The organism is Micromonospora zamorensis (genome assembly GCF_900090275.1).
In the GTDB taxonomy this organism is placed as follows: Bacteria; Actinomycetota; Actinomycetes; order Mycobacteriales; family Micromonosporaceae; genus Micromonospora; species Micromonospora zamorensis.
In genome coordinates, this window is the sequence record NZ_LT607755.1 from 4,797,493 (window position 1) to 4,811,428 (window position 13,936).

The 13,936-nt window shown below is 71.3% G+C and carries 15 protein-coding genes; 10 read left to right on the plus strand and 5 right to left on the minus strand.

From position 1 onward, the window contains the following. The first annotated feature begins 216 nt into the window (after window positions 1–216). Complete coding sequence (locus tag GA0070619_RS21060) at window positions 217–1,998, plus strand: family 20 glycosylhydrolase (RefSeq protein WP_157744067.1); 1,782 nt, start codon at window positions 217–219, stop codon at window positions 1,996–1,998. Window positions 1,999–2,644: 646 nt separating this feature from the next. After that, window positions 2,645–3,301, plus strand: coding sequence for a C39 family peptidase (locus tag GA0070619_RS21065; RefSeq protein ID WP_088949661.1), 657 nt, complete (start codon window positions 2,645–2,647; stop codon window positions 3,299–3,301). A gap of 405 nt (window positions 3,302–3,706) precedes the next feature. On the opposite strand, the gene dusB is transcribed toward GA0070619_RS21065, so the two are convergent. The 4 genes from dusB to GA0070619_RS21085 all read right to left on the minus strand — a co-directional run bounded on the left by dusB (window position 3,707) and on the right by GA0070619_RS21085 (window position 7,284). Next, window positions 3,707–4,864: a tRNA dihydrouridine synthase DusB gene (dusB, locus tag GA0070619_RS21070; RefSeq protein WP_088949662.1), complete on the minus strand. Its 1,158-nt coding sequence runs from the start codon at window positions 4,862–4,864 to the stop codon at window positions 3,707–3,709. A 79-nt stretch (window positions 4,865–4,943) separates the two neighbouring features. After that, window positions 4,944–6,323, minus strand: coding sequence for a glycine--tRNA ligase (locus tag GA0070619_RS21075; RefSeq protein WP_088949663.1), 1,380 nt, complete (start codon window positions 6,321–6,323; stop codon window positions 4,944–4,946). A gap of 115 nt (window positions 6,324–6,438) precedes the next feature. Then, complete coding sequence (locus GA0070619_RS21080; protein WP_088949664.1) at window positions 6,439–6,918, minus strand: Rv0361 family membrane protein; 480 nt, start codon at window positions 6,916–6,918, stop codon at window positions 6,439–6,441. Window positions 6,919–6,942: 24 nt separating this feature from the next. Beyond that, window positions 6,943–7,284, minus strand: coding sequence for an antibiotic biosynthesis monooxygenase (locus tag GA0070619_RS21085; protein ID WP_088949665.1), 342 nt, complete (start codon window positions 7,282–7,284; stop codon window positions 6,943–6,945). Window positions 7,285–7,313: 29 nt separating this feature from the next. Here GA0070619_RS21085 and GA0070619_RS21090 point away from each other — a divergent pair, with 29 nt between their 5' ends. The 8 genes from GA0070619_RS21090 to GA0070619_RS32860 all read left to right on the plus strand — a co-directional run bounded on the left by GA0070619_RS21090 (window position 7,314) and on the right by GA0070619_RS32860 (window position 11,858). After that, window positions 7,314–7,571 (plus strand): hypothetical protein, encoded by a 258-nt coding sequence (locus tag GA0070619_RS21090; RefSeq protein WP_088949666.1) that lies wholly within the window; start codon window positions 7,314–7,316, stop codon window positions 7,569–7,571. Window positions 7,572–7,625: 54 nt separating this feature from the next. After that, on the plus strand, window positions 7,626–8,570 hold the full coding sequence (locus GA0070619_RS21095; protein WP_088949667.1) for a metal ABC transporter substrate-binding protein: 945 nt from the start codon (window positions 7,626–7,628) through the stop codon (window positions 8,568–8,570). Beyond that, entirely contained in the window at window positions 8,567–9,328 is a 762-nt protein-coding gene (locus GA0070619_RS21100) for a metal ABC transporter ATP-binding protein (protein ID WP_088949668.1), read from the plus strand. The genes GA0070619_RS21095 and GA0070619_RS21100 overlap by 4 nt, the downstream gene beginning before the upstream one ends. Before the next feature lie 3 nt (window positions 9,329–9,331). Beyond that, complete coding sequence (locus GA0070619_RS21105; protein WP_088949669.1) at window positions 9,332–10,198, plus strand: metal ABC transporter permease; 867 nt, start codon at window positions 9,332–9,334, stop codon at window positions 10,196–10,198. A 43-nt stretch (window positions 10,199–10,241) separates the two neighbouring features. Continuing rightward, window positions 10,242–10,541 carry an ArsR/SmtB family transcription factor gene (locus GA0070619_RS21110; protein WP_030338189.1) on the plus strand — a complete coding sequence of 100 codons (300 nt, stop codon included), beginning with the start codon at window positions 10,242–10,244 and terminating at the stop codon, window positions 10,539–10,541. Further along, window positions 10,538–10,936 (plus strand): Fur family transcriptional regulator, encoded by a 399-nt coding sequence (locus tag GA0070619_RS21115; RefSeq protein WP_088949670.1) that lies wholly within the window; start codon window positions 10,538–10,540, stop codon window positions 10,934–10,936. Before GA0070619_RS21110 ends, GA0070619_RS21115 begins: the two co-directional genes overlap by 4 nt. 136 nt (window positions 10,937–11,072) lie before the next feature. Next, window positions 11,073–11,681: a hypothetical protein gene (locus GA0070619_RS21120; protein ID WP_088951942.1), complete on the plus strand. Its 609-nt coding sequence runs from the start codon at window positions 11,073–11,075 to the stop codon at window positions 11,679–11,681. Window positions 11,682–11,690: 9 nt separating this feature from the next. After that, the gene (locus GA0070619_RS32860) at window positions 11,691–11,858 is read left to right on the plus strand and encodes a hypothetical protein (RefSeq protein ID WP_172862087.1); all 168 of its coding nucleotides are present in this window, start codon (window positions 11,691–11,693) and stop codon (window positions 11,856–11,858) included. Window positions 11,859–11,925: 67 nt separating this feature from the next. Here GA0070619_RS32860 and GA0070619_RS21125 read toward each other — a convergent pair whose 3' ends face one another. Further along, complete coding sequence (locus GA0070619_RS21125) at window positions 11,926–13,932, minus strand: acyl-CoA dehydrogenase family protein (protein WP_088949671.1); 2,007 nt, start codon at window positions 13,930–13,932, stop codon at window positions 11,926–11,928. Between the last annotated feature and the right edge of the window lie 4 nt (window positions 13,933–13,936).

Here is a 13,936-nt window from a genome sequence, read left to right on the forward strand (position 1 = left end):
ACTTAACGAAGGTTCAGTTTTCTTCTACCCCGCAGCGGACCACCGGTAATCCCCGGGTCGACGCCGATCGGTGGGCGAAGGTTAAGCGAACATCGAGCGACCTGGGACCGTTCGGTGACAATTGGCACAGCCATCACGACTATCCGTGTTCGTACCGGTTTTTGGGAACGCTTCCATGCGCACCATCACGCATCCCGGCCGCGCGCCGTACGCTGGATGGCACGCCAGCCGGTGAACGTCGCTTTTGCCATAACCGACGCGAATACACCCCCCGGAGTCGCCGCCGTGCCGACCACCCCCTCCCCCAGCCCCACCGCTGTCCCCGCGCCACTGCCGGCGGAGGAGCCGGACGCGGCCACTCTGGCCCGCGCGGCCGAGCAGAGCGCGGTCACGGTGCTCACCGCGGCGACCTCGCACCGGCTCGCCGACGTCGTGCCCGCCCCGCAGCAGGTCCAGCCGGACCCGACCGGGGACTGGGTGCTGCCGGCCGGAGCGGTCATCGTGGTCAGCGCCGACCCGGCCGCGCTGGCCGTCGCCGAGCACCTCGCCGAGCTGCTGCGCCCGGCCACCGGCTACCCGCTCCCGGTCACCGACACCGCCGCCCACTCGCTGCCGGTCGCCGACGCCGCCGGTCCTGGGCCGGTCGGCGGCATCGCGCTGGTGCTGGACGAGGCCGCCGATCTCGGCGCGGAGGGCTACCGGCTCGACGTCGCCCCCGACGGGGTACGCCTCACCGCCGTCACCGCCACCGGCCTCTTTTACGGCGTGCAGACCCTGCGCCAACTGTTGCCGGCGGCGATCGAGAGCCCCACCCCGGTCACCGAGCACTGGGCGCTGCCCGGCGGGACGATCACCGACGCACCCCGCTTCCCGTACCGGGGCGCGATGCTCGACGTCGCGCGGCACTTCTTCGCCGTCGAGGACGTGCTGCGGGTGATCGACCACCTGGCCCGCTACAAGCTCAACCACCTGCACCTGCACCTCACCGACGACCAGGGTTGGCGGATCGCCGTCGACTCCTGGCCGAGGCTGACCACCGTCGGTGGGGCGACCGAGGTCGGCGGCGGCCCCGGCGGGCACTACGCGAAGGCCGACTACGCGCGGATCGTCTCCTACGCGGCCGCCCGGCACATCACCGTCGTCCCGGAGATCGACCTCCCCGGCCACACCAACGCGGCGCTGGTCGCGTACCCGGAGCTGGCACCGGACAAGATCGCGCCACCGCCGTACACCGGCACCGAGGTCGGTTTCAGCTACGTCGACCCGGCCGACGAGCGGACGTACGACTTCATCGCCGACGTGCTGGGCGAGGTGGCCGCGCTCACCCCCGGGCCGTGGCTGCACATCGGTGGCGACGAGGCGTTCAAGGTCACCGGCGAGGTCTACACCGGTTTCGTCGAGCGGGTCCAGCGCATCGTGGCCGACCTCGGTAAGACCGTCGTGGGTTGGCACCAGCTCGCACCGGCCGCGCACCTCGACGGCCGGATCCTGCAGTGGTGGGGCACCACCAGCGCCGACCCCACCACCGCCGAGGCCGTACGTCAGGGCGCCCGGCTGATCGTCTCCCCCGGCAACCACGCCTACCTGGACATGAAGTACGCCCCGGACACCCCGATCGGGCACGACTGGGCCGGCCTGATCGACGTACGAAAGGCGTACGACTGGGACCCGGGCACGCACGTCGCAGGCGTACCGGCCGAGGCCGTCCTCGGTGTGGAGGCCCCGCTCTGGACCGAATCGGTCACCTCACTGGCCGACATCGAGTTCCTGCTCCTGCCCCGACTCCCCGCCATCGCCGAGTTGGGCTGGTCCACCCGGGCGACCCACGACTGGGCCAACTTCCGTGACCGGCTGGCCGGTCAGGGCCCGCGCTGGGCGACCGCCGGCATCGGCTTCCACCGAGCGCCCGAGATCCCCTGGGCAACCACCCCCACCATCCCCACCCAGCGCGACACGCCCCAGACCGACACTCCCCAGACGGACACCGCCGCCCACTGACACGGCCCGCTGACGCTGCCTGCTGACACGGCCCCGCTGACGCTGCCCACTGACACGGCCCGCTGACGCTGCCCGCAGTCGCGGCGAGCCCCGTCGCACACTCACGATCCGCACAAACCGCGCAAACCGCCATGATCCACTCGGCTTCCTTGATGTCGGGGTATCCCGGCCGCGCGGATACCCCGACATCACCAAACCCGAGTGGATCATGCGAGGTGAGCGCGGCCGGTCGGGCAGGTTGTCCGTTTTGTCGGCTACCGTCCCGTGGTCGGGGCCACCCTGGCGGCGGAATCGTGGGCCGGGCGGGGTCGTTATACCTGGCATGCCACCGCGACTTCGGGCCGTGGGGCGCGGCAGCCGCCGGGAACACCCGACCGGCCGCCCCGGTTACATCCCCCGGAGCACGCAGGCCGGAAGCCCGGCGGAATGACTCGCCGGCCCGGCCGGTTACACACCCCGCACCCCCGAGCACCACAAGCCGGGGCCAGGTGGAATGACCCGCCGCCCCGCACCGTTACACCCTTCCCCGACGCCGGCCCCCCATGGCCGCCGGGCAAGAACCTCCGAAACTTTCCCCCCTTGCACGTGCGGCACGCCCACCCCCCGGGCGTGCCGTGCACCCCCAATCGCAGAGGAGCACGCCATCATGCGTACCGATCTGATTCGTAAGACCGCTCTGACCGCTGCTGGCCTGGCCTTCACCGGCGGCGCCATCGTCGGACCGATCACCGCCGCTTACGCCGCCGAGGCGAAGCCGGCGTCGCAGACGCAGTCTGACCGCAAGCCGTCGGGTGAGCGTCAGCTGGGCGTGCGCTACGAGGCCCAGCCGAACTTCTACTACTGCGGGCCCGCCGCCGCCCGTAACGCCCTGAGTGTGCAGGGCAAGGACATCAGCGTCGACGCGATGGCCAAGGAGATGGGCACCACCGAGGCCGGCACCAACTCGATCAACGACATCACCCCGGTGCTGAACAAGGAGACCGGCAAGAACGACGCCTACCGGTCCGTGGAGATCAGCACCCCGGATGCTGACGCCAAGCAGACCGACAAGCTGCGCGCCGACATCGTCAAGACTGTTGACGACGGCCGGGCAGTAGTCGCCAACATCGCCGGCACCACCACCGACACCGACGGTGCTATCCACTCCTTCGAGGGCGGGCACTACATCAGCGTCGTCGGCTACCGCGACAACGGTCAGATCGTGAAGATCGCCGACTCCGCCGACCCGAACACCGCCTCCTACGAGGTCACCGTCGAGCACCTCGCCGACTGGATCGCCACCCGCGGCTACGCCACCAGCTGACCCCGCACCAGACACGAAGCGAAGGGCCGGACCCCACCACGGGGCCCGGCCCTTCGGCATGACCGGGTCACTCTCCACGCGCCCTCGTCGGGCGCTGACGGATCGAGTGGTCATCCGAGCCGACCAGAGCGCCCGCCACGGCAGGCCGCCCACCGGGCCAAGCCGTCCCGACCACAGCAGGCACCCGAATGACTGCGGCACGGGTCCTTTGGAGCTGATGTCGTAAACGAATCAGTGGTATCGCCGACCGAGGCGGGCTGGTGATTCGTTCACGACATCAGCTCGATAGGGCGCCGAACTCATCTGCCCAGCCTCTGCGAGCGGATCGTCGGGGTAAGACCGAGCGCCACGAGACCGAGGAGGGATGGCCGCCGGGCGTCTCCGCCCAACCGGCCGGAGGCTCGGTCAGCCGCCGGAGTCGTCCATCTCGGCGCCCTCGGGGACGGTGTCGTCGTCCCGGCTGGCCAGCCACCCGTCGGGCAGGGAGACCTTGCCCGGCGAGTTGGTGCGCCCGCGTGGCTGCCCCAGAGCGGTCACCGGGAACGGCTCGCTCGGGTCGAGCTTGCCGAGCAGGTCGTCGAGCTGGGCCAGACTTTCGATCATCGCCAGTGAGCGGCGCAGCTCGCCACCGACCGGGAAGCCCTTGAGATACCAGGCGACGTGCTTGCGGAAGTCGGTGCAGCCGTCCCGTTCGCCCCGGGCCGGGTTGCGGGCACCGGCCACGAACTGGTCCACCAGCAGCTCGGCGTGCCGGCGCATGGTCACCGCCACCTCGCCGAGGCTGGGCAGTCGCCGCTCCGGCCGGCCGTTGAAGGCGGCCTCCAGGTCGGCGAAGAGCCACGGCCGACCCAGGCAGCCGCGCCCGACGACCACGCCGTCCACGCCGGTGTGCGCGACCATCCGCAGCGCGTCGTCGGCCTCCCAGATGTCGCCGTTGCCGAGCACCGGCACGTCGAGGGCCTGCTTCAGGGTGGCGATCGCGTCCCAGTCGGCGGTGCCCGAGTAGCGCTGCGCGGCCGTCCGCCCGTGCAGGGCCACCGCGGCCACGCCGGCTTCCTGGGCGGCGAGCCCCGCTTCGACGTACGTCAGGTGGTCGTCGTCGATGCCCTTGCGCATCTTGACAGTGACCGGCACTCCGGCCGGTGACGCGGCGTCCACCGCGGCCCGCACCAGTCGGGCGAAGAGCCGGCGTCGCCACGGCAACGCCGCGCCGCCGCCACGCCGGGTGACCTTGGGGACCGGACAGCCGAAGTTGAGGTCGATGTGATCGGCCAGGTTGCGCTCGACGACGATCCGGACGGCGGCGGCGGTGATCTCCGGGTCGGTGCCGTAGAGCTGGAGGCTGCGCGGCTTCTCGTCCTCGCCGAACGTGATCATGCGCAGCGTCTTCGGGTTGCGCTCGACCAGCGCCCGAGTGGTGATCATCTCGCAGACGTAGATGCCGCCGCCCTGCTCACGGCAGAGCCGGCGGAACCCGACGTTGGTGATCCCGGCCATCGGCGCGAGCACCACCGGCGGCCACACCTGGTACGGCCCGAGAGTCAACGGGCGCAGCGCGGGCATGGTCGAGACAGTCACCGGACAAGTGTACGGGGCCCCGACCGGCGCTTATCGCGTCGGCCGAGGCCCCGTGCACACAGCCTCAGCAGCCGGGCAGACGCTCGATCAGGTAACGCTCAACCTGGTCCAGGGAGACCCGCTCCTGAGCCATCGTGTCCCGGTTGCGCACCGTCACGGCGTTGTCGTCCAGCGTGTCGAAGTCGACGGTCACGCAGAACGGGGTGCCGATCTCGTCCTGCCGGCGGTAGCGGCGGCCGATCGCCTGCGAGTCGTCGAACTCCACCACCCAGCGCTTGCGCAGCAGCGTCGCGAGATCCTTGGCCTTCGGCGACAGCGCCTCGTTGCGGGACAACGGCAGCACCGCCACCTTGACCGGGGCGAGTCGCGGGTCGAACCGCATCACGGTGCGCTTGTCCACGCCGCCCTTGGTGTTGGGCGCCTCGTCCTCGTCGTACGCCTCCAGCAGGAAGGCGAGCACCGCACGGGTGAGACCGGCGGCCGGCTCGATGACGTACGGCATCCAGCGCTCACTCTTGGTCTGGTCGAAGTACGACAGGTCGACGCCCGAGTGCTTGCTGTGCGTGGAGAGGTCGAAGTCGGTGCGGTTGGCGACCCCCTCCAACTCGGCGAACTCGGTGCCGCCGAACTGGAAGCGGTACTCGATGTCCACCGTCCGCTTCGAGTAGTGCGAGAGCTTCTCGGCGGGGTGCTCGAAGAGGCGCAGATTGTCCGCCGAGAGACCGAGGTCGAGGTACCAGTTCCAGCGCTCCTGGAGCCAGTACTCGTGCCACTGCTCGTCGGTGCCCGGCTCGACGAAGAACTCCATCTCCATCTGCTCGAACTCGCGGGTCCGGAAGATGAAGTTACCCGGGGTGATCTCGTTGCGGAACGACTTGCCGGTCTGCGCGATGCCGAAGGGCGGCTTCTTGCGGGCGACCGTCTCGACGTTCTTGTAGTTGACGAAGATGCCCTGCGCGGTTTCCGGGCGCAGGTAGTGCAGCCCCTCGTCGCTCTCCACCGGGCCCAGGTAGGTCTTCATCAGGCCGTTGAACATCTTCGGCTCGGTGAAGGTGCCCTTGTTGCCGCAGTTGGGGCAGTTCAGCTCGGCCAGTGAGGTCAGCGGCTTGCCGTGCTTCTCCGCGTACGCCTCTTCCAGGTGGTCCGCCCGGAAGCGCTTGTGGCAGAACTGGCACTCGGTGAGCGGGTCGACGAACTCGGCGATGTGACCGGACGCCTCCCACACCTTGCGGGACAGGATCACCGCGGAGTCCAGGCCCACGACGTCGTCGCGCTGCTGGACCATGGTCTTCCACCACTGCCGGCGGACGTTCTCCTTGAGCTCCACGCCGAGCGGACCGTAGTCCCACGCCGATCGGGTGCCTCCGTAGATCTCGCTGGAGGGGAAGACGAAGCCTCGTCGCTTGGCGAGGCTGACGACGGCGTCGATACGGTCGGCTGGCATGTTTCCTCCTACGCCGGCTGGCGGTCGGCGGGGGCGAGATGTGGATGGAACGGTCAGTTCAGGACAACGGTACGACCACCGCCGCCCTGAGCCCAGCAGAATACCGGGGGGCGGGTCAGCTCACCCCGCAGACCTCCACGCCGCCGGTCTCCCCGTCCTGCCCGAGCCTGACCTGCTGCTGCTCCCGGTCACCACCGGCGAGTGTCACGTCGACCGGCACGGTCAGGCTGGTGGTGTCCACCTCACCCACGCGGAACGCCGAGACCTGAGGTTCGGCGGAGGCTCGCCGCTCGAACTCGGGCCGGGACTCACGCCGCTGCGCGTCGTCGCAGAGCTGCTCGTACGCCCGCCCGTAGTCCCGCTCGACCAGCGCCTGGTAGTAGTCACCGGTCACGGTGCGGGCCTGCTCCCGTATCGCCTGCACGCCGCTGACGGCCAGGCCGACGACGGCGGTGCCGCCCCCGCCACAGCAGAGCACCACGGCGAGCGCGCCGACGCCGAGGCCGATCCAGAGCCGAGTCCGGCGACCCTCGGTGGGCGGCGCGGCGAACGGCGGAGCCACCCCGGGACCGGGTGGCGGGGCGGGTGCGGTCATAGGAGCAGCGTAGTGTCCGGCGGCTCAGCGGTAAGGACCCGCAGCCCGATCACTCTCGGCGACGACCACCGCTCCGCCGGGCGCCGCGGTCGCCAGCGCCTCGTACGCGGAGGGTTCGTCGACCGACTCGGCGAGCAGCGGCACGGCGCTGACCTTGACTTCGAAGGCCCCCAGGGCCCGCCGGTACGTGCCGACCGACTCCCATTCGGTGACCAGCGACCAGTGCCGGGGGTCGTCGAGCGCCCGGACCAGTTGACCGCGCAGGTAGCCGCGGCAGGCGGCCAGGGCGGTGAGGGCGGCGTGCGCCCGTTCGGTGAAGTCGTCGGCGACATCGACGTCGACCACGAACCGGTTGGTCACCAGCAACGGTGGTCCCTCCTCGTAGAGTCTGTGGGATGCAGCGTACGCAGCGCCCCCTGCTCGCCCGGTTGGCCGGGGCGAACCCGACGTCGGTGTTCCTGCTCACCCTGGTGGTGGTGCTGGTGGCGTTCTTCACGCCCGGGGTGATCGGCGGGCTGCTGACGCTCGCGCTCGCCGCGGGCCTGATCGCCCTGTTGGCGACGACCTGGGCGGTTCAGGCGCCGCAGACCCGCCTGATTCGACTGGTGATGCTGACCCTGCTGGTGACGGTGGGCCTCGCCAAGCTGCTCTGACATGCAATCATGCGTTTTTGACAATCATTATCGTTGCCACGGACAGTTGACGACATGACCAACCGCACCACGTACCGTGTCCTGGCCGCCGCGACCGCCCTCCTCGCCCTGGGTGCCGGGGCCGGCTGCTCCAGCGGCGACGCCGCCGGCGCCGACCCCCAACGGGTCGACGTGGTGGCCGCGTTCTACCCCCTCCAGTTCCTGGCCGAGCGGATCGGCGGCGACGCGGTCCGGGTGACCAACCTGGCCAAGCCGGGTGCCGAGCCACACGACCTGGAGCTCAACCCGAGCCAGGTCGGCCAGGTCAGCGACGCGGAGCTGATCGTCTACCTCAAGGGTTTCCAGCCGGCGGTGGACGACGCCGTCGCGCAGAACGGTGGCGACCGGGCGTTCGACGTGACCAGCGTGCAGCCGCTGCTGGACGCGTCCGCCGGCGGGCACGACCACGAGGGCGAGGAGGGGCACGCCGAGGAGAGCGGCGGCAAGGACCCGCACGTCTGGCTCGACCCGACCCGGCTGGCCGGCATCGGCGACCAGCTCGCCCAGCGGCTCGGCAAGGCCGACGCGGCCCACGCCGCCGACTACACCGCCCGCGCCGCGGCGCTGCGCGCCGACCTGACGACCCTGGACGGGGAGTTCAAGCAGGGCCTGGCGACCTGCCAGCGGCGCGAGATCGTCACCAGCCACGCCGCGTTCGGCTACCTCGCCGACCGCTACCAGCTCGACCAGGTCGGCATCACCGGGCTGAGCCCGGACGTCGAGCCCTCCCCGCAGCGGCTCGCGCACGTGATCGAGGAGGCGAAGGAGCACCAGGCCACCACGATCTTCTTCGAGACGCTGGTCAGCCCGAAGGTCGCCGAGACCATCGCCGGTCAGGTCGGCGCGAAGACCGCGGTGCTGGACCCGATCGAAGGGCTCGCCGCCGGCAGCAACGGGGACTACCTTTCGGTGATGCGTACCAACCTGCAGACCCTGCAGACGGCCTTGAGCTGCTCGTGACCTCACCTGTCATCACCGTCGAGCACGGGGTCGTCGGCTACGACGGCCGCCCGGTGCTCCGGAACATCTCGCTCACCGTGACCGCCGGAGAGGTGGTCGCGGTGCTCGGCGCGAACGGCTCCGGCAAGTCCACCCTGATCCGCGCCGTGCTCGGGCTGGTGCCACTCAGCGCCGGCTCGGTCGCCCTCTTCGACCGGCCGTTGCGCCGGTTCCGGCAGTGGGCGCGCATCGGGTACGTCCCGCAGCGCCTGGGCGCCGGCGGCGGCGTGCCAGCCACCGTCCGCGAGGTGGTGGCCTCCGGCCGGCTGGCCCGCCGGGGGGTGCTCCGTCCGCCGGGTCGAGCCGACCGGGCCGCCGTGGACGCCGCACTGCTCGCGGTCGGGCTCGCCGACCGGGCGGGCGACCCGGTGTCCACGCTCTCCGGCGGCCAGCAGCAGCGCACCCTGATCGCCCGCGCCCTGGCCGGTGAACCGGAGCTGCTGGTCCTCGACGAGCCCACCGCCGGGGTGGACGCGGCCAGCCAGGAGGCATTCGCCGGCGCGCTGCGCGACTTCGTCGGCAACGGTGGGACGGTGCTGCTGGTCGCCCACGAGCTGGGCCCGCTGCGACCGGTGATCAGCCGGGCGGTCGTCGTCCACGAGGGTGGCATCGTCCACGACGGCGCGGTGCCGGACCCGGCGGGCCATCACGCGGAGCCCGACCACGACCACGTGCACCCGCACTGTTACGACGAGCCCGCCGGGCTGTGGAGCAACTGACGCATGGAACTCTTCCAGTACCCCTACATGCAGCGTGCCCTGATCGGCGCGCTGGTGATCGGCCTCGCCGCGCCGGCGCTCGGCATCTACCTGGTGCAGCGCCGGCTGGCGTTGATCGGCGACGGTGTCGGGCACGTGGCGCTGACCGGCGTCGGGGCAGGCCTGCTGCTCAACCGCTCACCGGTGCTGGTCGCGGTGATCGCCGCCACCATCGGCGCGATCGCCATCGAGGTGGTCCGCGCCCGAGGGCGTACGTCCGGTGACCTGGCCCTGGCCCTGCTCTTCTACGGCGGCATCGCGGGCGGCGTACTGCTGGTCGGCCTCTCGGACGCGACCAGCGCGAACCTCAACGCCTATCTGTTCGGGTCGCTGACCACCATCTCGCCCGACGACCTGGTCACCATCGCGGTGCTCGGCGCGGCGATCCTGGTCACCATGATCGCGTTGCGCCCGGCGCTCTTCGCGGTCAGCCACGACGAGGAGTACGCCCGGGTCTCCGGCCTGCCGGTGCGCACGCTGAACCTGCTGATCGCGGTCGCCACCGCGGTCACCGTGACCATCGCGATGCGGGCTGTCGGGGTGCTCCTGATCAGCGCGCTGATGGTGGTGCCGGTCGCCACCGCCCAGCAGGTGACCCGGGGCTTCCGCAGCACGATGGTCGCCGCGATGGCGCTCGGGTTCTTCGCCGCCGGTTCCGGTGTCTGTGTGGCGGCTACGGCGGACACCGCGCCGGGCGCCTCGGTGGTGCTGGTGGCGATCGCCTCGTTCCTGGTCGTGGCCGTGGCCGGCGGCGTCTGGCGGACGTTGCGCCGCCGGGCGACACCGACCGACGCTCCGACGCCGGAGCCGCACGAGGTCGTGCTGAGCTGATCCTGATCAGCGAAGCGTCGGTGGTAATGGGTACCGTTGCGGAATGACCAGCGCGACGGGCTACGACGGGTTCGACGGGGCCAGCGAGTTGCTCCGCGCTCTGTCCGCGCCGATCCGGCTGGCCATCGTCAGCGAGCTGGCCGGCGGCGAACGGTGCGTGCACGAGCTGGTGGAGAAGCTCGGTGCCGCACAACCGTTGGTCTCCCAGCACCTGCGGGTGCTGCGCGGCGCGGGAGTGGTGCGAGGCTCCCGCCGCGGTCGGGAGATCGCCTACAGCCTGGTCGACGAGCACGTCGCGCACATCGTGGCAGACGCGGTCAGCCACGCCGGGGAGGGATCATGAGCGAGAGCACCGCCGCGGTGCGCAACACCCGGCAGCGCTCGGCGGTGAGCGCCTTGCTGGGCGAGATGGAGGGCTTCCACAGCGCCCAGGACCTGCACGCCATGCTGCGGCAGCGCGGCGAGCGGGTCGGCCTCACCACCGTCTACCGCACCCTGCAGGGGCTCGCCGACGCCGGCGAGATCGACGTGATGCGCCCACCCGGCGGCGAGCACCTCTACCGTCGGTGCAGCGAGGGGCACCACCATCACCTGGTCTGCCGGGCCTGCGGGCGCACCGTCGAGGTGGCCGGCCCGGCGGTCGAGAGCTGGGCCGACCGGGTCGCCGCCCAGCACGGTTACGCCGACGTCAGCCACACCCTGGAGATCTTCGGCACCTGCCCGACCTGCGTCCGCTGACCCAACATCGCGGACTGGTCGCCGCGCCTTGGGGCAGCAATATCCCCGATGTTGCTGCCTGCCCTGGCCGCCCGGGCCGTCCCGCCGGCTGATCTGACGGGTGCCGCGCCGGGCCGTTCGTGACACGCTGTCCGGCGTGAAAATCTATGCCGATCGGTTTCCGACCGCCGCCCGTCAGTTGCTCACCGACCTGCTCGTCGTCGCCTGGGTGTACGTGGCGATCCGCGGCGCGCTGTGGCTGCACGACCTGGTGCAGAAGCTCGCCGTACCGGGGCAGAAGCTGGAGGGCGCGGGCAGCGGCCTCGCCGACAACCTCGCCGACGCGGGCGGCAAGGTCCGCCGGGTCCCGCTGGTCGGTGACGAGCTGACCGCACCCTTCCAGCGGGCCGCCGACGCGGCCCGGGGGCTCGCCGACGCCGGCCGCGACCAGCAGCACCTGGTCGACCAGCTCGCCCTCGCCCTCGCCATCGCGGTCCTGATCTTCCCGCTCGGCATCGTGCTGTTCGGCTGGCTGCCGCTGCGGGTGCGCTGGATGCGCCGGGCCGGGTCAGCGGCGAAGCTGGCCGTCGGACCGGCCGGCCGGGACCTGCTCGCCCTGCGCGCGCTGGCCACCCAGCCGCTGGGCAAGCTGACCCGGATCGCGCCGGACGTCGCCGAGGCGTGGCGACGTGGCGACGACGCCACCGTCGACGCCCTGGCCGCGTTGGAGCTGCGCCAACTCGGCCTACGCGGCAGGAGCCGCTAAGGTCTTCGGGTGTTCTACTTCCTCCTCGTCATCGCCGTCCTGCTGCTCGGCTACGCCGCCGTCCTGGTCTCCTTCGTGCGACGGGGCAAGAAGATCCCACCCGCGGCGTACCTGGCGCTGGCCGGGCTCAACGGCCTGATCCTGGCCGGGGTGCTGGCCTGGGCGGTCGCCCGCTGACCGGCGCCATCGACGCGGCCGCCGACCAACCCGGCCGCCGACCAGCGTGACCACCGACCAGCCCGGCTTACGGCTTCGGTGGGATGCGGCGGCGGACGTCCTCGGCGGTGGACGGGCCGGGTGACCAGCCGGCCACCCACGGGAGTTCGTCGGACGGGGTGAGCACACCCTCCTCCAGACCCGCGTAGCGGCCGGCGAGGATCCGCTTCGCCGCCGCGGTGTCGACCGAGTCGGTGTTGTCCCACAGTGCGGCGAACAGGGCGTCCACCCGCACCCGAGCCTGCCGACAGAACAGGTCGGCCAGCTCCACGTTTTCCGGTCGGCTGTCCCGTTCAGCGACGGCACGGACACAGACCGCGGACATCGCGAACAACTCGGCGCCGATGTCCACCACACGGCCCAGGAACGCCTGCTTACGCTCCATCTTTCCCTGCCAGCGGGACATCGCGTAGAACGTCGAGCGGGCCAGCTTGCGCGACGAGCGCTCGACCTGGCGCAGGTGCGCGGCGAGCGGCCCGAACTCGGCGTACGCCGAGGGCCTCTGCCCCCGACCCACGGCGAGGGTGGGCAGCCACTTCGCGTAGAAGGCACCGGCTCGGGCGCCGGCCCGTGCCTTGCGGCCCAGCCCCGCGTCCGGGTCGATGATGTCGCCGGCCACCGACAGGTGGGCGTCGACCGCCTCCCGGGCGATCAGCAGATGCATGATCTCGGTGGAACCCTCGAAGATCCGGTTGATCCGCAGGTCGCGCAGCATCTGTTCGACGGCGGCCGGACGTTCGCCACGGGCGGCCAGCGAGTCGGCGGTTTCGTAGCCGCGCCCGCCCCGGATCTGGATCAGCTCGTCGGCGATCTTCCAGGCCATCTCGCTGGCGTACAGCTTGACCAGCGCCGCCTCGATCCGGATGTCGTTGCGGTCGTCGTCGGCGAGCAGGCAGCAGAGGTCGAGCATGGTCTCCATGCCGTACGTGGTCGCGGCGATGAAGGACAACTTCTGCGCGACCGCCTCGTGCTCGCCCACCGGCCGGCCCCACTGCACCCGGTCGGCCGCCCAGCCCCGGGCCACGTTCAGCGCCCACTTGCCGGCGCCCACGCACATCGCCGGCAGCGAGAGCCGGCCAGTGTTCAGCGTGGTCAGGGCGATCTTCAGACCCTTGCCCTCGCCGCCGATGACGTTCTCGGCGGGTACGAACACGTCGTGGAACCGGGTGAGGCTGTTTTCCAGGCCGCGCAATCCGATGAACTCGTTGCGCCGCTCGACGGTGATGCCCTCGCTGTCGCCCTCCACCACGAACGCGGTGATCCCGCCCCGACGCCCCTCGGTGGCGGGCACCCGGGCCATCACCACCAGCAGGGTGGCCACGATGCCGTTGGTGGCCCAGAGCTTCACCCCGTTGAGCCGATAGCCGGTGCCGTCCTCGGTCGGCTCGGCGATGGTGCCCAGGCGGGCGGGGTCGGAGCCGACATCGGGCTCGGTGAGCAGGAACGCGGACACCTCACCCGCGGCGAGGCGGGGCAGGAAGAGCTGCTTCTGCTCGGCGGTGCCGAACATCTTCAGCGGCTGTGGCACCCCGATCGACTGGTGCGCCGAGAGCAGCGCGCCGATGGCCGGGCTGACCGACCCGGCCAGCATCAGCGCCCGGCAGTAGTGCAGGTTGCTCAGCCCGAGCCCGCCGTACTTCCGGTCGATCTTCATGCCGAACGCGCCGAGGTCGGCCAGACCGTGGAACACCGAGTCCGGAATGGACGCGTCGCGTTCGATGGCGGCGCCATCGACCTCGGTCGTCAGGAAGGCGCGCAACCGACCGAGGAACTCCTCGGCGCGCGCCACGTCGTCCGGGTCGGACCGGGGCCACGGGTCGATCAGGTCCAGCCGGAACCGACCGAGGAACAACTCCTTGCCGAAGCTGGGTCGGTCCCAGGTGGACTCACGGGCGGCCTCGGCGACCTGCCGGGCCTCCTTCTCGGAGACCTGCCCGGCCTCCCTGGGCAACGGGGCCGCGGCACCGGCGGTGCTGGGCGCGGCTTCGGAGTCGGGGCCGTCCGGTGCCGGTCGGCCGTCCTGCGTCGTGGTCACGGCT